We start from the raw sequence: 20,136 nt of genomic DNA, 5'->3' as shown, positions 1-20,136 counted from the left end.
TACCGGGAGGCATGCTATGCACGCACATGTGACGCGCCTGGCAGACATCTTTGCTATGCTTGGAGGCGCGATCCTCTTTGTCATCGTGATGGTCACCACCACCAATACTGGCGCATTCATTCTCGATCGGTTTCTGGCCCCGTTGGGCCTCCCTGTCTCCGGCCTTCCCGGCTATGAGGACTTTGTCCAGCTCGCCATTTCCGGTGCGGCGCTGATGTTCTTTCCCTACACCCAGGCCTCGCGCGGCCATGTGGCGGTCGATCTCTTCGTCGCCAATGCGCCGATGCCGGTGAAACGTCTTCTCGATCACATGTGGCTCACGCTCACCGCCGCCATTGCGCTGTTCCTGGCCTATTGGATGGTGCTCGGCATGCTCGAGATTCACTCGGACGCGGCCGAGGCCGGTGTCTTGGGCTGGCCGATCTGGCCCTTCTACATTCCCGGCATTGCCTCGATGATCCTCTGGGCCGTGGTCTCTGTCAGCCAGATTTTCGGAGATGCACGCTATGCTTGATCCCATCACCATCGGGGTTGTCGGCCTCGTCATCCTCTTTATCCTGCTGATGCTGCGCATGCCGGTGGGCATTGCCATGATCGTCGTCGGCATCGGCGGCACCTATGCGCTCTCATTGGCCCTGCCCTATGTACGCTTCGTGCCCTATCTGAAGCAGTTCAAATCGCTCTTGTGGGAGAATGTCGCCAATTACGATCTCTCGGTCGTGCCGCTCTTTGTGCTCATGGGCTATATCGCCGCCGAGGCACGGCTCTCGTCGGACCTGTTCAAAGGTCTCGAAGCCCTGCTGTCGCGTCTCAGAGGCGGCGTGGCCATGGCAGCGATTGCGGCCTGTGGCGGGTTTGGCGCGGTCTGCGGCTCCTCGCTCGCCACCGCCGCCACCATGGGCAAGGTCGCCCTGCCGGAACTCAAGGAGCTGGGCTACAAGGATCGTCTCTCTGCCGGGGCTCTGGCTGCCGGTGGCACCCTGGGCATCCTGATCCCGCCCTCCGTGGCGCTGGTGATCTACGCGATCATCGTCGAGGGCTCGATCCTCAAGATGTTCCAGGCCGCCGTCATTCCCGGTCTTCTGGCCGTTCTGTCCTTCATCCTCGTCATTGCCGTGCTGGTGCGGGTCAAACCCGATCTGGCCCCCGAGCCGCGGCCGATGCCGCGCGACGAGCGCAATGCCGCGCTCAAGCGCCTGTTGCCGGTGATCGTGATCTTTGGCGCGATCATCCTCGGCCTTGGTTTTGGCCTGTTCACGCCGACACCCGCGGCTTCCGTCGGGGTCTTCCTGATCGGCGCCTACGGCTTTGCGTTGCGCGCCATGACCGGCGAAGGGCTCAATTGGCAGGGGCTGAAGAATGCGCTCCACGCCACCGCCATCACCTCCGGCATGATCTACCTGATCCTGTTCGGCGCCGAGGTGCTCAAGGGCTTCTTCACCCGTTCCGGCCTGCCCCAGGCGCTGTCTGAATGGGCGGCAAACTCCGGCATGGGCCCGATGCTGGTGCTCGTCATCATGCTCATCGCCTTCGTCGTGCTCGGCTGCTTCATGGAGAGCCTGGCGATGATCCTCGTGGTGGTGCCGTTCTTCTGGCCGACGCTGATCGCATTGAACGGCGGCGATTACGTCAGCGCCGATATGGCCGCCTTCGGCATGGACAATGAGGATCTCAAGATCTGGTTCGGCATTCTCGCCCTCATCGTTGTGGAGCTCGGGCTGATCACCCCGCCCGTCGGGCTCAATGTTTTCATCATTTCCTCGCTCGCCAAGGACACGCCCATGTCCACCGTCTTCCGCGGTGTCATGCCCTTCCTCGGTTCCGAGGTCATCCGTGTGGCGCTGATCCTGATGATCCCGGCGCTCACCCTCACCATTCCACGCCTCATCGGCGGCTGAGTATCGAAAGGAGACTATCATGTCTGATCTTCCCATTATCATCGCCGGGGGCGGCATCGGCGGCCTCGCCGCCGCCTGTGGCCTCGCCCGCAAGGGCCATCGCTCCATCGTCGTCGAACAGGCGCCCGCTCTGGGCGAGATCGGCGCCGGCATCCAGATCGGCCCGAACGCCTTCCATTGTTTCGACTACCTGGGTGTCGGCGACGAGGCCCGCGAAAAGGCGGTCTATATCGACAAGCTGCGTCTGATGGATGCCCAGACCGCCGAGGACATCACCTCGATTCCGCTGGACGAGCCGTTCCGCGAGCGCTTCAAGAACCCCTATGCCGTGGTGCACCGCGCCGACCTGCACGGCGTCTTGCTCAAGTATTGCGAAGACAGCCCGCTCGTCGACATCCGCACCAATCACGTGGTCGAAGGCTATGAGCAGGACGGCACCTCCGTGACGCTCAAGGTGAAAGACCGCGATGCGATCAAGGGCTCCTTCCTGATCGGTGCCGAAGGTCTGCGCTCCCCGATCCGCAATCAGATGATCGGCGATGGCGAGCCGCGCATCTCCGGCCACACCACCTATCGTTCCGTGATCCCGACCGAACAGATGCCCGAGGATCTGCGCTGGAACGCCGCGACGCTCTGGGCCGGTCCGAAATGTCACATCGTGCATTACCCGCTCAAGGGCTGGAAAGTGTTCAACCTCGTGGTGACCTATCACCGCGACGTGCAGGAAGCGATTGCCGGCCGCCCGGTGTCCAAGGAAGAAGTGGCGCAGGGGTTCGAGCATATCCACCCGAAAGCCCGTCAGGTGATTGAACATGGCTCCGACTGGAAGCTCTGGGTGCTCTGTGACCGCGATCCGATTTCGAACTGGGTCGAGGACCGTGTGGCGCTTTTGGGCGATGCCGCCCACCCGATGCTGCAATACTTCGCACAAGGCGCCTGCATGGCGATGGAAGACGCCGTCGCGCTGTCGCATTGTATCGAGCATTACGGCGACAATGTCGAACGTGCGCTGCAGATCTATCAGGAAATGCGCAAGGTCCGCACCGCCCGCGTGCAGATGAACTCGCGCCTGATCGGCGAATACATCTATCACCCGGACGATGCGAAAGCCGCCGTGCGCAACCATGTGATGTCGAACATGACGCAGGAGGAATGGTACGACCAGCTGTCCTGGCTCTACGGCTCCACCGGTCTCGACGACACCACCGTCAACGCGGCGCTGAAAACCGCGGCGGAATAACTTCCCCAAAAGAAACGCAAAGGACACCCCTATGGCTTATGTCTTCCCCCCTGCCGATCCGGCCACTGTCGCCGTTGACGGCTCTGACGACCGTCTGCCGGTCCGTCGCATCTTCTGCGTCGGCCGCAACTATGCGGCGCATGCCCGCGAGATGGGCAAGGACCCGGATCGCGATCCGCCCTTCTTCTTCACCAAGCCGGCCGATGCCGTGGTCGACACCGGTGAAGTGGTCGCCTACCCGCCGCAGACCGAGAATTTCCACTACGAGGCGGAACTCGTGGCGGTGATCGGCAAGGGTGGCAAGAACATCGCCGAGGAAGACAGCCTGTCCCACGTCTGGGGCTATGCCGTCGGCAATGACCTGACCCGTCGTGACCTGCAACTGAAAGCGCGCGAGCAAGGCCGCCCCTGGGACTGGGGCAAGGCCTTCGACCGCTCTGCCGTGATCGGCCCGGTGTTCCCGGTCTCGAAAGTCGGTCACCCGGACAAGGGCTCGATCAAGCTCACGATGAATGGCGAAGTGAAACAGGACGCGGACCTGAACGAACTGATCTGGTCGGTGCCGGAGATCATCTCGATCTTGTCGCATTCCATCGCGCTTCAGCCGGGCGATCTGATCATGACCGGCACGCCCGCGGGCGTCGGCGCGATGAATGAGGGCGACACCTGCGTGGTCGAAATCGAAGGCCTCGGCAAGATCGAGACCCCGATCGGCAAACGCGAAGCCTGAAAGGCCTGATCTGATGACTCTGAAGTTGCACAACTTCTTCCGGTCCTCGACTTCAACGCGGCTGCGTGCCGCGTTGAATTTGAAGGGGCTGGACTATGACTATGTTCCCTACGTGTTGCGCACCGGAGAGACGCGGACGCCCGAGTATCTGGCGAAGAACCCGCAAGGCCTGGTGCCGACGCTCGAGCGCGAGGACGGAAGTTTCCTGACGCAATCTCTGGCGATCATGGAATGGCTCGACGAAACCTATCCGGAGCCGGCGCTTTTGCCCAAGGACCCGGACGGTCGTGCCCGCGTGCGCGCCCTGTCCCAGATGATCGCGCTGGAGATCCACCCGCTGAACAACCTGCGCGTTTTGTTCCGCCTCCGCGATCAGTTCGGCGCCGACGAAGAGGCGCAGAAAGAGTGGTTCACCCATTGGGTCACCCTCACCTTTGACGCATTGGAAGCCGAGCTGTCGGGCTCTGATCAGACCGGGCTCTACTGCCACGGCGACACGCCAACGATGGCCGATTGCTGCCTCTATGCCCAGGTCTGGAACAACAAACGCTTTGGCGTGCCGCTGGACACCTGGCCGGTGATCTCGCGCATCTATGCCGAGCTCGACAAGCTGCCGGCCTTCCAGAACGCCGCCCCGCCCAATCAACCCGACGCCGCCTGAGGCGCCCTGCCCCACATGCACGCGGCCTGACGCGTGACCCAACCCGGAGGAATTCACCATGTTGACCGAAGATCGTAGCCACGACACCGTTGCGCACGGCATGCAGCCGGAAGACACGCCGGAACTGCGTGCGCTTTACAAAGGCTTCGAAGAGCAGAACCTCTTGCCGCTCTGGACCCAATTGGGCGACCTGATGCCGATGGTGCCAAAGTCCAAGGCCGTGCCGCATGTTTGGCGTTGGGCCGATCTTCTGCCGCTGGCGGAAAAATCCGGCGAACTCGTCCCGGTGGGCCGTGGCGGCGAACGCCGCGCCATTGGCCTCGCCAACCCGGGTCTCGGCGGCAATGCCTATGTGACGCCGACGCTCTGGGCCGCGATCCAGTATCTCTGCCCGGGCGAGAATGCGCCGGAGCACCGGCACTCCCAGAATGCTTTCCGGTTTGTGGTCGAGGGCGAAGGCGTCTGGACCGTGGTCAATGGCGATCCGGTGCGCATGTCGCGCGGCGATCTGTTGCTGACCCCGGGCTGGAACTTCCACGGCCACCACAACATCGCCAATGAGCCGATGGCCTGGATCGACGGTCTCGACATTCCGTTCAGCCAGCAGATGGACGTGGGCTTCTTCGAGTTCGGCTCCGATCGTGTGACCGACAATGCCACCCCGGATTACTCCCGTGGCGAGCGGCTTTGGTGCCATCCGGGTCTGCGGCCGCTGTCGCAGCTGCAGAACACCGTCTCCTCGCCGATCGGCGCCTATCGCTGGGAATTCACCGACCGGGCGCTGACCGAACAGCTTTTGCTCGAGGATGAAGGCCAGCCCGCCACCGTCGAGCAAGGCCACGCCGCAATCCGCTACGTCAACCCGACCACCGGCGGCGATGTGATGCCGACGATCCGCTGCGAATTCCACCGTCTGCGTGCCGGCACCGAAACCGCCACGCGCAACGAGGTCGGCTCCACCGTGTTCCAGGTCTTTGAGGGCAAGGGCGCCGTGGTGTTGAACGGCGTCACCCACAAGTTGGAGAAGGGCGACATGTTCGTCGTGCCCTCCTGGGTGCCGTGGTCCCTGCAGGCGGAGACGCAATTCGACCTGTTCCGCTTCTCGGATGCGCCGATCATGGAGCGTCTCGGCTTCATGCGTCAGATGATCGAGGGGCAGTAATGTCACAGACCTCTTCAGGTTTGACCGAGACCGATCTGGCCGCCCGCGAGGCGCTGAAAGCCCGCCTGGGCAAGGGGGCGCGGTTCGACGCCCCCAATGCGCCGGCGGAAGAGCTTCTGCTGGCGCGACGCGGCACCGCCTATTTTGCCCGCAAGCTGATGGAACTCTCCGACGAGGCGCTCTACGCGCCTTCGGCCCTCGAGGGGCTGAGCCGCGCCCATGTGCTGGTCCGCGTCAGCTACGAAGCGCGCTATCAGGCGCTGGCGCTGGAAGCGCTCGACAAGGGCAAACAGCTCGAGCTGCCTGAAAAGCTGCCCTCGCTCGATCTCGCCGCCACCCTGCCGGCCCGCGCACTCCGCCATCTGTTCCAGCATTCCGAAGTGCATCTCAACGTCTGCTGGCGCGATCTCAGCGAGGCGCAATGGGACATGGGCATCACCCTGATCGATGGCGCAAAAACCACCCCCCGCGCCCTGCCGCTCCTGCGCGCCAAGGGCATCTGGCAAGCCGCCCTCGATCTCGGAAACGGCGCACGCGTGGCGGATGTGCCCGTGAACCTGCGCGGCTAACGTCTCTCACTCAGCCTCACAGAAACTGTCTTCGGGGCCGGGTGTCACTCTTCCAGAAGATGCTCGTAACGCGCATCCGTCAGCGTCTTCATGAAGGCCACCAGCGCGTCTATTTCGCGATCCTCGAGCGCCGGCCCTTCGGTCAGTTCCCCCATCGAGACATTCTCCGCCACTTCCGGCGCGCCAAAGCGTTCTCCGGTTTCCGGGTTGATCATCCGCGCCTCGGATTTGGTGTTGTAGGTGTTGTAGAACAGCACGACCGTGCGCAGGTCCTGAAAGACCCCATTGTGCATATACGGCCCGGTGACGGCGACATTACGGAGCGTCGGCACTTTGAACCGTCCCACGGTCTGCGGCGCATCATTCACCGCCGGGTTCTGGGCCAGCCCGCGATCCACCGTGCCCGCCGCACCGTTCATTTCGCGCAGCGCCGTGTTCTCCGGCACGCCGATATTGTGATATTCGTAATTCGAGAAGGTCTCGCCCGCCATGCCCGGGCGCGGGTTCAGCTCGTGACAGATGTTGCAGTTGGTGAATTGCTGGGAAAAGAACAGCGTCTCGCCCAGCGCCTCTTGCCGGGTCAGCTCCACCTCACCGCGCAGGTAACGGTCGTATTTGCTGTCGAATGGCGAGAACAGGTCGGTTTGCTCGAAAGCCTCGATGGCTCGGGTCATCGCCAGATAGGCGGCATCGGTGTCCGAGAAAATCGCATCGCCAAAGAGGCTCGTGAAAGCCGCGATGTAATCCGGGTTCTCCTCGAGCCGCGCAACGACGGAGGCGGCATCCGGCATCCCCATCTCGATCGGGTTCAAGGGCGGCCCGCCGGCCTGATCGGCAAGGGTCGAGGCGCGACCGTCAAGGAACTGCCCGCCTCGAAAGACGCCCTCGGCGATCTCGGTGAACGCCGGGGTGAGATGGGCGTAGCTGGCGGTGGGGGCGTTGCGATCTCCGACCGAGACGCCATCATCGCCCGGCGAGGCCATGCCGCGCGGATCGGCGAATCCCGCCTCCGGGTTGTGACAGGAGGCACAGGACTCGGTTCGGTTCGCCGACAGGTTCACATCGAAAAACAGCGCTTCGCCCAGCGCTTCGAGCGTCGCAAGCGGCTCGGCCCGCGCGGCGGGCGCGGCAAGGATCGCGGTGGAAAGGAGAACGGGAGCGAGATGTCGGGCTGTCGTGGAAACGGGCATGGAAACGGGCATGGGAACGGATCGCTTTCGGCTGGGTCGCAGAGGGTGCCCCCTCTTATCCGAGCTTTTCACTCGGAAATTTGACCGAGGTCAAGCCCGGATCAGAAATCGTGATCTTCGAGATCGGGTGAAACTGCCCGCGACGGCTCTTGACGCTCTCCGGAGCATCGCCTAAACACTGGGTCCACTGCGCGGGCGTTGTGTAGTGGTAAGACCTTAGCCTTCCAAGCTAATGACGCGGGTTCGATTCCCGCCGCCCGCTCCAGACCTCCCAAAAATCATGACCGATCGGAACCACGTGCAGCTCGGCACGCTTGTTCGCAAATGAAAACGGGGCCCCGAAGGACCCCGCTGAAACCGATGCGGAGCGCGCGATTACTTGTCGAAGGCGCAGCCGGCGGGCAGGCCGAGCTTGGCCATGATCTTGGCCGCCGGGCACCAGCCGGTGAAGGAGCTTTGCAGCAGGTTGGCACCGATGAAAACGGTGAACCAGACGAAGCCGGGGTGGACGAACTGGGTCAGCGCGACGCTGATCAGAACCATGATGCCGGCAAAGCGGAACATAGCGCGGTCGATGGACATTGGGATTCTCCGTGAATGGGATGACTGATTTGTGACAGAGCTAACACTTCGCTGACACAAATTCAATATTACGCATATGGATGCGGCGACGCAGCGCAGCGTGCACAGTCAGGCCCGGACGCGAAATGTCCCCTGCCCGGTCGCGATCAGTTCGCCGGTCTCATCCGTGAGGCGCCCTTCGGTGAAAAAGGTCTTGGCCCCGCCGCCAACCCGATGACCTTCGGCGATCAGCAGTTTGCCCTTGGGGCGCGACAGGTAGTTGATGGTGAGCGAGAGGGTGAGCGTCATGCGCCGATCTTCCGCCTCGCCGGTATAGGCACCGGCATAGCCCATCGCCGTGTCGAGCATGGTGGCATAGACCCCGCCATGGGGAATCTCGGAACGATTGAGCAGGAAGGGCGCGATCTCCGCTTCGAACCGGGCATAATCACGGTCCCAACCCGTCATTCGGACACCGAGATGCGCCAGAATCGCGGAAGGCCCTTCCAGAAGCGGGTCCGTTGGGTCGGTCATGTCTCGATCTCCTCGATCTTTTCGATCAGCTCGGGGCCGGTGGCCCGGTTGGAATTCACCGCCTTGCCCACTTTGTGAAAACGCAGCGTGTCGTCCGGGGCCGGACGCATCAGGCGCGCCGCACCATGGCCCTCTTCGCCGAGCCATTTGGCCCAGTCCCCGGGCTGCAGGATCACCGGAATGCGGTGGTGGATCTCGGCCATTTTACCCGCGGCCTCGGTGGTGACCATGGCGCAGGAGGCAAAGCGCATGCCATCCTGATGCCAGTCCTGCCAGATGCCGGCGAAAACCATCGGGCCTTCGACGGCGGGCCGGATATACCAGGGCTGTTTTTCTCTCCCTTCCGGGCGATGCCATTCATAAAACCCGTCGGCGGGGATCAGACAGCGGCGCTGGCGGCAGGCCTCGCGAAAGGCGGGTTTCTCGGCGAGCCCCTCGGCGCGCGCATTGTGCAGGAGCGGCCCGTCCAACGGGCTCTTGTACCATGTCGGCACGAAGCCCCAGCGCATCGGCGCCAGACGCCGCTGATCGCCCTCGCGAAACACCACATGGATCTGAGTTGTCGGGCAAATGTTGTAATTGGGCAGTGGCGGCAGAGCATTGGCCAAAGCGGCCTGAAACAGCCGCGCCAAAGCGTCATCGGTGGAGGAAAGGGCAAAACGTCCGCACATGCGGCGAGTTTAGTCGTTGTGACAGCGAGGACCAGAGGGGATCGGCGCTCACAGGCTGTGACAGAATGCGGACTTAGTTGTCATTCGAACGAAGTGCCCCCGCCCGGAATAGCAACGCAGTTTCCCGGGCGTGCGCCGGACCGTCCCGGCGGTCAGGCGCATTTGGGGCCGCACGCAACGTTCTGAACTTTTCCGGATGTGGCAAATATAAAGCGCAACGTTCAGAGGTTGCTGCGCCAGCCTACGGTCCGGCGCACACCCTCGTGACCAACGTCTCTGGCCTCAAACCGGACTTGCAAGCCGCCTTTTCACCGATGCGCCTTGCGGGCGATCTCGATCCGGGCGTCCATCATCGACATTTCCTTCATGATCTCGCTGCGCCGCGTGCGATCACCGGTCTCGCGCAGCTCTGCGCGGAGTTTCTCCAATTCCCGCGACAGGGTGACGAATTCCGGCACCCCGCCGTTTTCCTTGATCAGACGATTGAGCAGGGCATTTTCCGGGTCATCGCACTCCGGCAAGGGCTTGCCAGCGCCGGGCAGATTGTCGAATTCACCGTTGCGCTCGGCCTCGGCGATTTTCTGATTGATCAGATCGAGCAGCGGGTGATCCATGACGTTCCCCTCAGGCCCTACCGACCGAGCGCGGCGTTGCGCCGGGCGATGGCTTCGGGCGTCCAGACCTCTTTCGTCGGGTAATATTCCGGATAGACCTTCGCCCCTGCGGGGAAGACGAACCAGGGCTGGGCGGAGGTGGTGAATATATGCACATCCGGCGCGATCTCGCGCGCCTGATCAAGCGTGCCGACCCGCACGAAGGAGAGCGCCGTGCCGGCCCCAGCGTAATGCGACCAGAGCGCCACCTGACAGGAGGGACAACGCACCACGACCTGGCCCTTGCCGGAATTCGACGGCGTTTCCACCGCATCGGGCGTGCCCCTGGTCACCCTCAGATTCTCGGTCTCGATGATACCGTTCAGGGCCAGAGCCGACCCGGTCTCGCGCTGACACCAGGTGCAGTGACAGGCATGGACACACATGAAGCTGTCCGAAAGCTCATATTCGATCTCGCCGCAGCTGCAACGCCCCGTCAACCGATCCGGCATTCTTTGTCCTCCACAACAAAAAGCCCCCGCATGATCGCGAGGGCTTTCCGATTTGTCCAGAGCGACGCGCTTGCGTCCGCCCTTACTTCACGGTGATACGACCGTCGGTGTAAGGCGCGTAAGGGGCGTTTTCGATCATGTACTCGGCCAGCACGTCGGCGAGATCGGGGCCGAAGTCATAGGCGTTCTGCGCCGAGATGAACATCTTGTAGCCGTCGCCACCGTTGCGCACGTAGTTGTTGGACACGACGCCGTAGGCCTTTTCGGGATCGATCGGTGCGCCACCGACCATCACGTCGGAGATGCGGGAGCCCGGTTCCGCCGCCGGATCGACGGTGAAGGACATGCCGGCGACCTGCGGGAAACGACCCGCGCCATCGGCCATCTCGGAAACACCGTTCTCAAGCGCTTCGACCATGGTGGCGCCGGTCACTTCGAAGGTGGAGAGCGTGTTCTGGAACGGCAGAACCGTCAGCACGTCGCCCATGGTCACCTGACCGCCCGCGATCGAGGCGCGCAGACCACCGCCGTTCTGGATGGCGATCTCGACGCCCTGATCCTTCACGCGATCGAGCATGGCATCGGCCACGAGATTGCCCATCGGGCATTCCACCGCACGGCAGGTCTCACGCGAGCCGTCGATATCCGCGGCGGCTTCGGCGACGATCTTGGCTTTCAGCTCTTCGATCGGACCGGCAAATTCCGCGACGCGGGACTTGATCTCTTCGTCTTCGGCCACGGAAGCGTCGAGCAGGATCGGCTCGCCCGAGGCGGAGATCAGCGTGCCTTCGTCATCGAAGGTCAGCACCAGGTGACCGAGATATTTCGAATAGGCATAGGCGGAGACCACCGGGACTTCGCCGACCATGGTCGGATAGGCCATGGCGCCCTCGATCTCGTTGGAGAACAGCGTGTGGGAGTGCCCGCCGACGATGGCGTCGACACCGGCCACTTCGCCCGCAAGCGCAAGATCCTTGGTCACACCGACATGGGTCAGTGCGATGATCTTGTTCACGCCTTCGGCTTCCAGCTCGGCGACATCCGCCGCGAGGCTGTCGGCCTCATCCTGGAAGATCACGTTCGGACCGGGGCTCGAGGTTTCCGGAGTATCGATGGCCAGAGCGGAAATGATCGCGATTTTCTCGCCGCCGACTTCCAGCACGGTATAGTTCTTCACCTTGCCCTTGAGCAGATTCGACTGGCTGACATCGAGGTTGCCGGAAATCACCGGAAAGGTGACATTGTCGATCAGCTTGATCGTGCCCTCGGGACCATCGTCAAATTCGTGGTTGCCCAGCGCCATCACGTCGTAACCGATCTTTTCCATCATCTCGGCTTCGACATCGCCCTTGTACGTGGTGTACATCAGCGAGCCCTGATACTGGTCGCCGGCGTCGAGCAGCAGAACGTTCTCACCGTCCAGCTCGGCACGCATCTCGGCAACCTTGGTGGCGAGACGGGCGTAACCGCCAAAACACTTGCCCTCTGCATTGTCCTCGGCGCCGCAGGTATTGTCATACTTCGTGATCGGTTCGATCCGGCTGTGCAAATCGTTGGTGTGAAGAATGTGCAGCGTGTAATCGGCATGCGCCGCACCGGCCATCAGCGCCATTGCAGCAGACGTAGAGAGAATATTTTTGAGCATTTCTGCCCCCCTGTTGAACTTGATAAGATCGAGCCTGACCAAAGTTGATCAAAGAGTCAAAGCCCTAGGCTAGGTTTTGGCTACATTCCGCAAGTAACAGCAATGTAACGATGCAATGACAGGCAGATCATTGTTTCTCGACAAGCCATCCGGACAGGACGTCGCGGGCCAGCGCCGCCGGATCCGTATCCAGCCGCCCGGTCAAAAGCCGCATCCAGGCCGCCGCCATGATCGTCTCGGCCAGTGCCCGCGACTCCGTGCCGGGGCGAATCTCTCCGCGCTCAACCGACCAGCTCACCACCTCGGTCAGGGCCTCCAGCCGCTCGCGCCGATAGCCTTCGAGCGCTTCCGCGACATCGGCATTGGACTGCGCCTCGGCAATGATCAGGGCAAAGACCTGTCCCTCCGGGGTCTGCCAATGCCCGAAGACGAAGCGATAGAAATCCGTGATCGTGTCGAGCAGATGCCCCTTGTCGGCGTGAGGATGCTCGCCTTTGAGCCGCTCATAGACCGCGACCAGGAGCGCGCCGCGCGTCGGCCACCATTTGTAAAGCGTCGCCTTGCCAGCCCGGGCGCGGCGCGCCACCGCCTCCATCGACAGGCCGCGCACCCCCTTTTCGCGCAGGATATCCGCCGCCGCGGTGAGAATCGCCGCTTCGGTTTCCGGGTTGCGCCGCGCCCCGATCGACTGCCGCTTCGGCCCTGCACATTCGCCTGTGCGCTTGGTCACAGCGCGCCTCCTTTACATATCGGAACGGATCGTTCATATAGAAACAACGAAACGCACCGTTCTCTTAGGAGCTAGCACATGTCCACCGCCACCGCCACCCCGCCCCGTCGCCCCAATCGTCTCCGCCTGAGCCTCTTCGTCTTTCTCGGCGTCTACCCGCTGGTCACCGCGCTGATCTATGCGCTGGCGCCGCTGACCCTTGACTGGCAGGTCTGGCAGCGCAATCTCGTCATGGTGCCGATGATCGTGCTCTCGATGGTCTTCGTCATCATCCCCGCGATCCACAAACATTGTCATCGCTGGCTCTGAGAGCGATATCATCCTCAGCAGCCCCAGAGACTCATTGACCCTGCATGCCCGCGCTGGCATCTCAGTCTCATGCTGATTTACAAAATTTTCCGCGCCCCCGAATGGGCGGCGATGCAAACCGCCGGCGAGACCCGTGGCGCCCCCGTGGATCTCGCCGATGGCTATGTTCATTTCTCGACCGCGACCCAGGTCGGGGAGACCGCCGCGAAATGGTTTGCGGGCGAAGACAACCTGCATCTTCTGGCCTTCGAGAGCGACGATCTGGCGCCGCATCTGAAATGGGAGCCGTCGCGTGGCGGTGACCTTTTCCCGCATCTCTACCGCCCCCTGCGGATGGAGGATCTCTTGTGGGTGAAGCCCCTGCCGCTCGGAGTTGACGGCCATATCTTCCCGGAGGATCTCTGATGTCGCTTTTCGAACAGGTCGGCATGATGGTGCTGCGCAGTTTCGACCCGGAGGTCTCGCACAAGCTCTCGCTCTCGGCGCTGCGTGCGGGGCTTGCCCCCCTGCCCGGCCCGGTGACTTCACCACGGCTGAAATCCACCTTTGCCGGACTGGAGATGCCCAACCCGGTCGGGCTCGCCGCCGGTTTCGACAAGAATGCCGAGGCGATCGCCCAGCTCTCGCGCGCCGGTTTCGGCTTTATCGAACTGGGGGCGGCGACGCCGCGACCGCAGCCCGGCAATCCGAAACCGCGGCTGTTTCGCCTGACCGAGGACAAGGCGGTGATCAACCGGTTCGGTTTCAACAATGACGGCATGGAGGTGATCGCCAACCGACTGGCACGCTGCCGCAGTTCCAATCACAGCGCACAGAACTGGCCCGCCGTGCCCGTCGGGCTCAACCTCGGCGCCAACAAGGACAGCGAAGACCGCGCCGCGGATTTCGCCAAGGTGCTGGCGCATTGCGGCAATTTCATCGATTTCGCCACCGTGAACGTGTCGAGCCCGAACACCGAGAAGCTGCGCGATCTGCAGGGCGCCGAAGCGCTCGAAGCGCTCTTGGCCGGTGTTCTGGACGCCCGCAAGGGTCTCAACCACAATGTCCCGGTGCTGTTGAAGATCGCCCCCGATCTCGACACATCCGAACTCAGGGAAATCGCCGAGGTGGCGCGCAAATCCGGCATCGACGGGGTGATCGCCACCAATACGACCCTGTCGCGCGACGGCTTGAAATCGCCGCAGAAGGCTGAGGCCGGCGGCATGTCCGGCCGCCCCCTGTTCGAGAAATCCACCCGGGTTCTGGCGCAATTGTCGCGCGAGCTGGGCACCGATGTGCCACTGGTCGGTGTGGGCGGCATCGCCTCGCCCCTCGACGCCTACACCAAGATCCGCGCCGGCGCTTCGGTGCTGCAGATCTATTCCGCCATGGTCTATCAGGGCCTGTCGCTGGCCAGCCGCATCGCCAAGGGGCTCGACGCGCTTCTGGCCGCCGATGGGTTCGACAATGTCACCGAGGCGGTGGGCACGAAACGCGGCGACTGGCTCTGATCAACGCGCGGCACTGGCCTCCAGCCCCGGATATTTCCACAGGAGTGTCAGCCCGCGGGCGACATAGCTGACCATCAGTGCCGCCCAGAGCCCGTGATTGCCCCAGAGCGGGATCAGCATGGCGACCGCCGCCAGATAGGCGATCACGGTGAGCACCATCATGTTGCGCATGTCGCGGGTGCGGGTGGCGCCGATGAAAATCCCGTCGAACATCCAGGACGCCAGGCCGAGGACCGGCGCGGCCACCATCCAGGGCAGAAACACCCGTGCGGTCTCGCGCACATCCGGCGCGGTCGTCATCAGATCGATGATCGCCCCACCGAAGAGACCAAAGCCCAGCGCCAGGATCAGCGCCGCGACCCCGCCCCAGAACGAGGCCAGAAGCGCCCCGCGGCGCAGCGCGGCGCGCGAACGCGCGCCCAGCGCATGGCCGACAATCGCCTCGGCGGCAAAGGCGAACCCGTCGAGCGCATAGGCGGTGATCTCGATGAATTGCATCAGGATCTGGTTCGACGCCAGGGTCAGATCGCCGAAACCGGCACCGAAAAAGGTGAAAGACACCATGATGCCCAGCAGCAGCAGCGAGCGGATCAGGATATCGGTGTTGAGCCGGGCCATATGCACCAGCCGTTCACGGTCGAACACCCGTGCCCAGTCGCGCCAGATCGCGCTTTTGAACACATCGCGACAGAGCCACAGCCCCAGCAAGGCGCCGGTGAGCTCGGCCAGAACCGTGGCCGTGGCAACGCCTTCGACGCCCCAGCCAAGCCCGAGCACGAACCACAGGTCGAGCCCAATATTGAGCCCGTTCATCCAGAGCTGCAGCACTAGAACGCTGCGGGTGCGTTCCTGAGCGATCAGCCAGCCGGTGATACCATAGAGCCCGATGGCGAAGGGCGCCGACCAGATGCGGATGGAAATATAGCTGCGCGCGAGGCTTTCCACCTCGGGCGAGGCGGGCGAGAGCTGAAACGCGGCCCAGAGCACCGGCACCTGTAGCGCGATGAGCGCCAGCCCGCCAGCAATGCCGATCATCAGCGCCCGGGTCAGAAGCACCGCGACCTCGCCGTGATGCCCGGCGCCGCGGGCCTGCGACACCAGCCCGGTCGTGCCCATGCGCAGAAAGCCGAAGATCCAATAGACCGAGGCGAGGATGATCGCACCGATGCCGACGGCGCCGATCGGTGCAGCCTGCCCCATCTGTCCGACAACGCCGGTATCGACCGCACCGAGGATCGGCACGGTGGCATTGGAAAGCACGATGGGGATGGCGATTTTCAGGACCCGCTTGTGCGTCAGCTCGACAGGGAGGCCGGGCGCGGCCTGCGCATCGTCCTGAACCGCGCTCATCAGCTGCGGGCCTCGAAATCGGGCATCAGGAAATGACCCATGGCCTGCACCGTCGGACGGGCGCGATTGTCCTGCCAGGCTTCGACCTGGACCGAAGCGTAGCGCCGCCCGGCGCGGGTGATCTCGGCCCGGGCATAAGCGTCGCGCGGCAGGCCCGAGCGCAGGTAATCAACGGTGAGATCGATGGTCTTGGGCAATTTCGGCAGGATATCGACGCTTTCGCCCGCCTCCATGCGCGGCCAGATCATCGACCAGCTCAGCGCCATCAGCGCCGTCGTCTCGAGAAAGGCCGCCAACGCCCCGCCATGCAGCGCCGGCAGCGCCGGGTTGCCGATCAGATCGGGGCGATAGGGCATGAGGCCGGTGAGCTCGTCACCGCGGCGTTCGAACTGAAACCCCATGAACGCGCTGTAAGGCACGCGGGCGACGAGTGCGGCCAGCGCGGCATCGCGGCGCTCCTTGACGATCTGGACGGGTTCCGGCTGCGGTCGGTTCATGATCCATGCTCCACGGCAAAGGCCCCGGTGGCGGCGGCGACCGGCACGTCCGAGCTGCCGTCATTGGCAGAGACGCGCACGAAGGCAACGGCCCGGGTCATATGATAACAGATCGCGTGCGCCGTGATCGTCGCCCCCGGCCTGGCCGCGCGCATATAATCAATGCGCAGATCGAGCGTGGCGGTGGCCACCCCGGCGTCCGGATGGCTCATCACCGCAGCCCCGGCACAGGTGTCCATCAGGGCGGAGACCGCCCCGCCATGGATCACCCCGGTCTCGGGATCGCCGATGAGTTTTTCCGCATAGGGCATGAGGATCTCGGCCTCGCCCTCGCCAATGGTCTCGAGCGACATGCCCAAAGCATTGCAATGCGGCAGGCCTTCGATGAAGCTGCGGGCGATCTCTGTGCGATTGTCGCTCATGGCTGGGTCGCTACTCGTTTTGGGGCCCGTTTTCAGGGCAGTCTGTCAAACAGGGTCCATAATGTGACTTGCCACGCGCGCTGCAAGGTGAATCTCTGCCCGCCCCCATGTCCCGAACGACTGACGTGGCGGAAGACATCGGTAGATTTCAACGAGATCCCCGCCCCATCGCCGACGGCAGACAGCAGTCCACAGCAGCCTGATCGCGGCTTGATCCCGCCCCTCAGCCTTGACTATGGTCGATCGCAGATGCCGGAAAGAAGTTGCGAAACTGAACCATTCGGTTTAGGTGCGACGTGAGGAGAATAAGCCATGTCTGACCAACGTCTCACATTCAAGGAAATGTGCGCGCAGTTCGATGTGACCCCACGCACATTGCGCTATTACGAATATATCGAGCTTCTGGCCCCGGAAAAGGAAGGCCGGTCGCGCTATTACACACCCCGCGAAGTGGCGCGGATGACGCTCATTCTGCGCGGGCGCAAGTACGGGTTCTCTCTCGAAGAGATCCGGCAATGGCTGTTGATCTACGAACAGGAAGGCACCCAGGCCCAGGCCCAGGCCTTTGTCGAACTGGCCGATCGTCAGCTGGTCGCGCTGGCGGAGCAGAAACGCGAGTTGGAACAGGCGATCCAGGAGCTCGAAGAGCTTCGTGCCGAGACCACGAAAGCCGGATGACCCGGCGATGCGCCCCGCGCGCCCCTGTCGTGAAGGCCTCTCCGCGGCACCGAACGACGTCACGTCTTTTCCCTGCGTTCTTCGCCAGACAGGAGATATCTTCTGGCCGAATGCTGAGCCGATCCGATTTTTCTCGCACAAGGAGCAAATTAACCAAAGCGCTTTAAATAAAAATTTCCTAAATAAATAGGCAATTTTTCGCCTTCCAAAACCAAAGCGATTGAAATCATTCAGTCAACCGAATAGTTACTTCAAGCCTGCCGGCATGACCGAAAGGCAAGGACGGCGAAATGACGCCACGTTTCGATTAAAGAGACGTCCCAGATAAGATTAGGTGAGGCGTGAAGCCGGGCTTCGCACCTCGATCGACTGCCGATCCCGAAAGGAGGATCTCCGCCACGGAGCCTCACGGGACAGGTCGAGAGCCGACGAGAGCGAAAGAAGGCCTGAGAGACGATGAATGAGGTTATGACCATCCGCGAGATGTGCGATGCGTTCAACGTGACGCCCCGCACCCTGCGGTTTTACGAGGCCAAGGAATTGCTGTTTCCGATCCGCGAGGGTCAGAAACGGCTCTTTACCAAACGGGACCGGGCGCGTCTGACGCTGATCCTGCGCGGCAAGAAATTCGACTTTTCCCTGGAGGAGATCCGGCAGTTGCTCGATCTCTACAAGGACGAGGATGGCGGTGAGGCGCAGATGCGCGAGACGCTGAAGGCCTACCACGTGAAACTGGCGGAGATGGAAGCGCAGAAACAGGCGCTTTTGCGGGTCATGGCCGATTTGGAAAATGAAATCGCATTTGTCGAAGGGCAAATCGAAGGATTGAAACGCGACGGGTGAGACCTCATGCTCCCGGCGCGACAAGCAAAGGGAGAGACGCCATGCCGAGCTACACGGCACCGACCAAAGATATCCAATATGTTCTGCACGACGTGCTGAACGTGTCGAAATCCGACATTCCGGGCTATGCCGATCTCGAGCCGGACTTCACCGAGGCCATTCTCGATGCCGCCGGCCAGCTCGCCTCCGAAGTGATTGCCCCCCTGAATGTCGTGGGCGACAAGGAGGGCTGTACGCTCGAGAACGGCGTGATCACCACGCCGACCGGGTTCAAGGACGCGTTTGAGCAGGTGAAAGAGGGCGGCTGGCCCGGCCTCGACCTGCCCGAAGAGTTCGGCGGCCAGGGCCTCCCCTATCTAATGAGCACCGCCGTGGGCGAGCTGTTCTCCGGCGCGAACCAGGCCTTTACCATGTATCAGGGCCTGACCCATGGCGCGGCTTCCGCGATCCTCGTGCATGGCACGGATCAGCAAAAGGCCACCTACCTGCCGAAAATGACCTCGTGCGAATGGACCGGCACGATGAACCTGACGGAACCGCATTGCGGCACCGATCTGGGCCTCATGCGCACCAAGGCCGAGCCGCAGGACGACGGGTCTTACAAGATCTCCGGTCAGAAGATCTTCATCTCGGCCGGCGATCACGACATGTCCGAAAACGTCATTCACCTCGTGCTCGCCAAGATCACCGGCGGCCCTGAGGGGATCAAGGGCGTCTCCCTGTTCATCGTGCCGAAATTCATCGTCGATGAGGACGGCGCCCCGGGGGCGCGCAACGGTGTCTCCGTCGGTTCGATCGAAGAGAAGATGGGCATCCACGGCAACTCCACCTGCGTGATGAACTATGACGAGGCCACCGGCTATCTTCTGGGTGACATGCACAAAGGCATGCGCGCCATGTTCACCATGATGAACGAAGCGCGTCTCGGCGTCGGCATGCAGGGCCTCGCCCAGGCCGAAGCCGCCTATCAGAACGCTGTGATCTACGCCAAGGACCGCCTGCAAGGCCGCGCCGTCACCGGCGTCGAGAACCCGGATGGCCCCGCCGATCCGCTGATCGTGCACCCGGACATTCGCCGCAACCTCTTGGATCAGAAAAGCTTTATCGAGGGCGCGCGGGCCTTCATGCTCTGGGGCGCGCAACTCATCGATCAGGCGCATCGCTCCGAGGACAAGGATGCCGACGGCCTCATCTCTCTGATGACCCCGGTGCTCAAGGGCTTCCTGACCGACAAGGGCTATGAGGCCACGGTGAACGCCCAGCAGGTCTACGGTGGCCACGGCTACATCGAAGAATGGGGCATGTCGCAATTCACCCGCGACGCCCGCATCGCGATGATCTACGAAGGCGCCAACGGCGTGCAGGCGCTCGATCTCGTCGGCCGCAAACTCGCCACCGACGGCGGCAAGCATGTCATGGCCTTCTTCGAGATGGTGAAGAGCTTCTGCAAGGAAAACGGCGAGGGCGATATGGCCGAATTCACCGACCCGCTCAAAGCCGCCTCGAAGGACCTGCAGGGCGCCGGCATGTTCTTCATGCAGAACGGCATGAAGAACCCGAACGCGGCCCTGTCCGGCTCTTACGACTTCATGCATCTGTTTGGCTATGTCTGCCTTGGCCTGATGTGGGCCCGGATGGCGAAGGTCTCGCTCGCGGCGCTTGAAAACGGCACGGATGACGCGGAGTTCCACCAGAACAAGCTCACCACGGCGCGTTACTACATGGCCCGATCGCTGCCGATGACCGGCACATTGCTGAAACGCATCGAGAGCGGCGCCGATCCGGTGATGACTCTGCCTGCCGAGGCGTTCTAAGTTAAGCGCAACCCGAATTGTGGCCCCTCGCCCAGAC

Annotated in this window: 24 protein-coding genes and 1 tRNA gene; 14 read left to right on the top strand and 11 right to left on the bottom strand. The window is 62.7% G+C overall.

What is annotated here, in order from left to right:
* The first annotated feature begins 16 nt into the window (after positions 1-16).
* Genes BM151_RS18120 through BM151_RS18090 form a run of 7 tightly spaced genes read left to right on the top strand, consistent with a single transcriptional unit; the run spans position 17 to position 6,260 of the window.
* Positions 17-514: a TRAP transporter small permease gene (locus BM151_RS18120; protein WP_090062164.1), complete on the top strand. Its 498-nt coding sequence runs from the start codon at positions 17-19 to the stop codon at positions 512-514.
* Positions 507-1,898, top strand: a complete 1,392-nt coding sequence (locus BM151_RS18115; RefSeq protein ID WP_090062163.1) for a TRAP transporter large permease — start codon at positions 507-509, stop codon at positions 1,896-1,898. The genes BM151_RS18120 and BM151_RS18115 overlap by 8 nt, the downstream gene beginning before the upstream one ends.
* Positions 1,899-1,917: 19 nt before the next feature.
* The gene (locus BM151_RS18110) at positions 1,918-3,138 is read left to right on the top strand and encodes a 3-hydroxybenzoate 6-monooxygenase (protein ID WP_090062162.1); all 1,221 of its coding nucleotides are present in this window, start codon (positions 1,918-1,920) and stop codon (positions 3,136-3,138) included.
* A 31-nt stretch (positions 3,139-3,169) separates the two neighbouring features.
* Complete coding sequence (locus BM151_RS18105; RefSeq protein WP_090062161.1) at positions 3,170-3,868, top strand: fumarylacetoacetate hydrolase family protein; 699 nt, start codon at positions 3,170-3,172, stop codon at positions 3,866-3,868.
* A gap of 13 nt (positions 3,869-3,881) precedes the next feature.
* Positions 3,882-4,529: a maleylacetoacetate isomerase gene (gene maiA, locus BM151_RS18100; protein WP_090062160.1), complete on the top strand. Its 648-nt coding sequence runs from the start codon at positions 3,882-3,884 to the stop codon at positions 4,527-4,529.
* Between the two features lie 58 nt (positions 4,530-4,587).
* Positions 4,588-5,691 (top strand): cupin domain-containing protein, encoded by a 1,104-nt coding sequence (locus tag BM151_RS18095; protein ID WP_090062159.1) that lies wholly within the window; start codon positions 4,588-4,590, stop codon positions 5,689-5,691.
* Positions 5,691-6,260, top strand: a complete 570-nt coding sequence (locus BM151_RS18090; RefSeq protein ID WP_090062158.1) for a maleylpyruvate isomerase N-terminal domain-containing protein — start codon at positions 5,691-5,693, stop codon at positions 6,258-6,260. Before BM151_RS18095 ends, BM151_RS18090 begins: the two co-directional genes overlap by 1 nt.
* A 44-nt stretch (positions 6,261-6,304) precedes the next feature.
* Here BM151_RS18090 and BM151_RS18085 read toward each other — a convergent pair whose 3' ends face one another.
* A complete protein-coding gene (locus BM151_RS18085) occupies positions 6,305-7,462 on the bottom strand; it encodes a cytochrome-c peroxidase (protein ID WP_245781253.1) in 1,158 nt (385 codons plus the stop codon).
* A gap of 179 nt (positions 7,463-7,641) precedes the next feature.
* Here BM151_RS18085 and BM151_RS18080 point away from each other — a divergent pair.
* Positions 7,642-7,715, top strand: a tRNA-Gly gene (locus BM151_RS18080).
* A 110-nt stretch (positions 7,716-7,825) separates the two neighbouring features.
* On the opposite strand, the gene BM151_RS18075 is transcribed toward BM151_RS18080, so the two are convergent.
* The 7 genes from BM151_RS18075 to BM151_RS18045 all read right to left on the bottom strand — a co-directional run bounded on the left by BM151_RS18075 (position 7,826) and on the right by BM151_RS18045 (position 12,696).
* Positions 7,826-8,032 carry a YgaP family membrane protein gene (locus BM151_RS18075; RefSeq protein WP_090062156.1) on the bottom strand — a complete coding sequence of 69 codons (207 nt, stop codon included), beginning with the start codon at positions 8,030-8,032 and terminating at the stop codon, positions 7,826-7,828.
* Positions 8,033-8,140: 108 nt separating this feature from the next.
* The gene (locus BM151_RS18070; RefSeq protein WP_090062155.1) at positions 8,141-8,545 is read right to left on the bottom strand and encodes a PaaI family thioesterase; all 405 of its coding nucleotides are present in this window, start codon (positions 8,543-8,545) and stop codon (positions 8,141-8,143) included.
* Positions 8,542-9,216, bottom strand: a complete 675-nt coding sequence (locus BM151_RS18065; RefSeq protein WP_090062154.1) for an SOS response-associated peptidase — start codon at positions 9,214-9,216, stop codon at positions 8,542-8,544. Before BM151_RS18065 ends, BM151_RS18070 begins: the two co-directional genes overlap by 4 nt.
* A gap of 308 nt (positions 9,217-9,524) precedes the next feature.
* On the bottom strand, positions 9,525-9,830 hold the full coding sequence (locus BM151_RS18060) for a DnaJ family domain-containing protein (protein WP_090062153.1): 306 nt from the start codon (positions 9,828-9,830) through the stop codon (positions 9,525-9,527).
* A gap of 17 nt (positions 9,831-9,847) precedes the next feature.
* Positions 9,848-10,321 (bottom strand): GFA family protein, encoded by a 474-nt coding sequence (locus BM151_RS18055; RefSeq protein WP_090062152.1) that lies wholly within the window; start codon positions 10,319-10,321, stop codon positions 9,848-9,850.
* 82 nt (positions 10,322-10,403) lie between these two features.
* On the bottom strand, positions 10,404-11,966 hold the full coding sequence (locus tag BM151_RS18050) for a bifunctional metallophosphatase/5'-nucleotidase (RefSeq protein ID WP_090062151.1): 1,563 nt from the start codon (positions 11,964-11,966) through the stop codon (positions 10,404-10,406).
* Positions 11,967-12,093: 127 nt separating this feature from the next.
* Positions 12,094-12,696 (bottom strand): TetR/AcrR family transcriptional regulator, encoded by a 603-nt coding sequence (locus BM151_RS18045; protein ID WP_090062150.1) that lies wholly within the window; start codon positions 12,694-12,696, stop codon positions 12,094-12,096.
* A gap of 78 nt (positions 12,697-12,774) precedes the next feature.
* Here BM151_RS18045 and BM151_RS18040 point away from each other — a divergent pair, with 78 nt between their 5' ends.
* From BM151_RS18040 to BM151_RS18030, 3 genes are all read left to right on the top strand, one after another.
* Positions 12,775-13,005 (top strand): putative antibiotic biosynthesis monooxygenase, encoded by a 231-nt coding sequence (locus BM151_RS18040; protein WP_090062149.1) that lies wholly within the window; start codon positions 12,775-12,777, stop codon positions 13,003-13,005.
* A 69-nt stretch (positions 13,006-13,074) separates the two neighbouring features.
* Positions 13,075-13,410, top strand: a complete 336-nt coding sequence (locus BM151_RS18035) for a DUF952 domain-containing protein (RefSeq protein ID WP_090062148.1) — start codon at positions 13,075-13,077, stop codon at positions 13,408-13,410.
* Entirely contained in the window at positions 13,410-14,495 is a 1,086-nt protein-coding gene (locus BM151_RS18030) for a quinone-dependent dihydroorotate dehydrogenase (RefSeq protein WP_090062147.1), read from the top strand. The genes BM151_RS18035 and BM151_RS18030 overlap by 1 nt, the downstream gene beginning before the upstream one ends.
* Here the strand turns inward: BM151_RS18030 and BM151_RS18025 are convergent, their stop codons facing one another.
* From BM151_RS18025 to BM151_RS18015, 3 genes are read right to left on the bottom strand one after another with little or no spacing between them, the layout of a single operon-like run.
* The gene (locus tag BM151_RS18025; protein WP_090062146.1) at positions 14,496-15,845 is read right to left on the bottom strand and encodes an MATE family efflux transporter; all 1,350 of its coding nucleotides are present in this window, start codon (positions 15,843-15,845) and stop codon (positions 14,496-14,498) included.
* Entirely contained in the window at positions 15,845-16,342 is a 498-nt protein-coding gene (locus BM151_RS18020; protein ID WP_090062145.1) for a PaaI family thioesterase, read from the bottom strand. Before BM151_RS18020 ends, BM151_RS18025 begins: the two co-directional genes overlap by 1 nt.
* Complete coding sequence (locus BM151_RS18015) at positions 16,339-16,764, bottom strand: PaaI family thioesterase (protein ID WP_090062144.1); 426 nt, start codon at positions 16,762-16,764, stop codon at positions 16,339-16,341. The genes BM151_RS18020 and BM151_RS18015 overlap by 4 nt, the downstream gene beginning before the upstream one ends.
* Positions 16,765-17,076: 312 nt before the next feature.
* Here BM151_RS18015 and BM151_RS18010 point away from each other — a divergent pair, with 312 nt between their 5' ends.
* The 3 genes from BM151_RS18010 (at position 17,077) to BM151_RS18000 (ending at position 20,099) form a co-directional block, all read left to right on the top strand.
* Positions 17,077-17,442: a MerR family transcriptional regulator gene (locus tag BM151_RS18010; protein ID WP_090062143.1), complete on the top strand. Its 366-nt coding sequence runs from the start codon at positions 17,077-17,079 to the stop codon at positions 17,440-17,442.
* Positions 17,443-17,898: 456 nt separating this feature from the next.
* The gene (locus tag BM151_RS18005; protein WP_245781252.1) at positions 17,899-18,285 is read left to right on the top strand and encodes a MerR family transcriptional regulator; all 387 of its coding nucleotides are present in this window, start codon (positions 17,899-17,901) and stop codon (positions 18,283-18,285) included.
* A gap of 41 nt (positions 18,286-18,326) precedes the next feature.
* On the top strand, positions 18,327-20,099 hold the full coding sequence (locus BM151_RS18000) for an acyl-CoA dehydrogenase C-terminal domain-containing protein (protein WP_090062142.1): 1,773 nt from the start codon (positions 18,327-18,329) through the stop codon (positions 20,097-20,099).
* Positions 20,100-20,136 lie beyond the last annotated feature (37 nt).

This window comes from Celeribacter neptunius, from assembly GCF_900113955.1.
Taxonomy (GTDB): domain Bacteria; phylum Pseudomonadota; class Alphaproteobacteria; order Rhodobacterales; family Rhodobacteraceae; genus Celeribacter; species Celeribacter neptunius.
The sequence above is the reverse complement of the archived record's forward strand: the minus strand, read 5'-3'. Positions and strand labels throughout refer to the sequence as shown.

Bases quoted from the DNA above. Each gene is read 5' to 3' on its own strand.
- BM151_RS18000 (WP_090062142.1), top strand. From the start codon at position 18,327: ATGCCGAGCTACACGGCACCGACCAAAGATATCCAATATGTTCTGCAC.
- BM151_RS18095 (WP_090062159.1), top strand. From the start codon at position 4,588: ATGTTGACCGAAGATCGTAGCCACGACACCGTTGCGCACGGCATGCAG.
- BM151_RS18115 (WP_090062163.1), top strand. From the start codon at position 507: ATGCTTGATCCCATCACCATCGGGGTTGTCGGCCTCGTCATCCTCTTT.
- BM151_RS18030 (WP_090062147.1), top strand. From the start codon at position 13,410: ATGTCGCTTTTCGAACAGGTCGGCATGATGGTGCTGCGCAGTTTCGAC.
- maiA (WP_090062160.1), top strand. From the start codon at position 3,882: ATGACTCTGAAGTTGCACAACTTCTTCCGGTCCTCGACTTCAACGCGG.
- BM151_RS18010 (WP_090062143.1), top strand. From the start codon at position 17,077: ATGTCTGACCAACGTCTCACATTCAAGGAAATGTGCGCGCAGTTCGAT.
- BM151_RS18025 (WP_090062146.1), bottom strand. From the start codon at position 15,845: ATGAGCGCGGTTCAGGACGATGCGCAGGCCGCGCCCGGCCTCCCTGTC.
- BM151_RS18055 (WP_090062152.1), bottom strand. From the start codon at position 10,321: ATGCCGGATCGGTTGACGGGGCGTTGCAGCTGCGGCGAGATCGAATAT.
- BM151_RS18065 (WP_090062154.1), bottom strand. From the start codon at position 9,216: ATGTGCGGACGTTTTGCCCTTTCCTCCACCGATGACGCTTTGGCGCGG.
- BM151_RS18040 (WP_090062149.1), top strand. From the start codon at position 12,775: ATGTCCACCGCCACCGCCACCCCGCCCCGTCGCCCCAATCGTCTCCGC.
- BM151_RS18005 (WP_245781252.1), top strand. From the start codon at position 17,899: ATGAATGAGGTTATGACCATCCGCGAGATGTGCGATGCGTTCAACGTG.
- BM151_RS18120 (WP_090062164.1), top strand. From the start codon at position 17: ATGCACGCACATGTGACGCGCCTGGCAGACATCTTTGCTATGCTTGGA.
- BM151_RS18085 (WP_245781253.1), bottom strand. From the start codon at position 7,462: ATGCCCGTTTCCATGCCCGTTTCCACGACAGCCCGACATCTCGCTCCC.
- BM151_RS18090 (WP_090062158.1), top strand. From the start codon at position 5,691: ATGTCACAGACCTCTTCAGGTTTGACCGAGACCGATCTGGCCGCCCGC.
- BM151_RS18075 (WP_090062156.1), bottom strand. From the start codon at position 8,032: ATGTCCATCGACCGCGCTATGTTCCGCTTTGCCGGCATCATGGTTCTG.
- BM151_RS18015 (WP_090062144.1), bottom strand. From the start codon at position 16,764: ATGAGCGACAATCGCACAGAGATCGCCCGCAGCTTCATCGAAGGCCTG.
- BM151_RS18110 (WP_090062162.1), top strand. From the start codon at position 1,918: ATGTCTGATCTTCCCATTATCATCGCCGGGGGCGGCATCGGCGGCCTC.
- BM151_RS18050 (WP_090062151.1), bottom strand. From the start codon at position 11,966: ATGCTCAAAAATATTCTCTCTACGTCTGCTGCAATGGCGCTGATGGCC.
- BM151_RS18020 (WP_090062145.1), bottom strand. From the start codon at position 16,342: ATGAACCGACCGCAGCCGGAACCCGTCCAGATCGTCAAGGAGCGCCGC.
- BM151_RS18070 (WP_090062155.1), bottom strand. From the start codon at position 8,545: ATGACCGACCCAACGGACCCGCTTCTGGAAGGGCCTTCCGCGATTCTG.
- BM151_RS18060 (WP_090062153.1), bottom strand. From the start codon at position 9,830: ATGGATCACCCGCTGCTCGATCTGATCAATCAGAAAATCGCCGAGGCC.
- BM151_RS18035 (WP_090062148.1), top strand. From the start codon at position 13,075: ATGCTGATTTACAAAATTTTCCGCGCCCCCGAATGGGCGGCGATGCAA.
- BM151_RS18105 (WP_090062161.1), top strand. From the start codon at position 3,170: ATGGCTTATGTCTTCCCCCCTGCCGATCCGGCCACTGTCGCCGTTGAC.